This is a genomic window from Herbidospora sp. RD11066 (assembly GCF_054661255.1).
In genome coordinates, this window is the sequence record NZ_BAAGDO010000114.1 from 1 (window position 1) to 279 (window position 279).

Consider the following 279-nt stretch of genomic DNA (forward strand, 5'->3'; position numbering starts at 1 on the left):
CGAGGTAAATTGAATGAAAAGTATAAAATTAAATGCTCTATCTTATATGGGAATTCGTGTCTTGAATATTATTTTTCCCATCTTAACTGGTACCTACGTCGCGCGTGTCTTAGACCGAACTGACTATGGTTACTTCAACTCTGTCGACACAATTTTGTCATTTTTCTTACCCTTTGCAACTTATGGAGTCTATAACTACGGTTTACGGGCCATCAGTAATGTCAAGGATAACAAAAAAGATCTGAATAGAACCTTCTCCAGTCTTTTTTATTTGTGCAT

At 35.8% G+C, this 279-nt stretch carries 1 protein-coding gene; it reads left to right on the forward strand.

From position 1 onward, the window contains the following. Positions 1 to 13: 13 nt before the first annotated feature. The coding region (locus tag ACYQ78_RS39500) for a lipopolysaccharide biosynthesis protein (protein WP_459806123.1) at positions 14 to 279 on the forward strand (266 nt) is incomplete at its 3' end.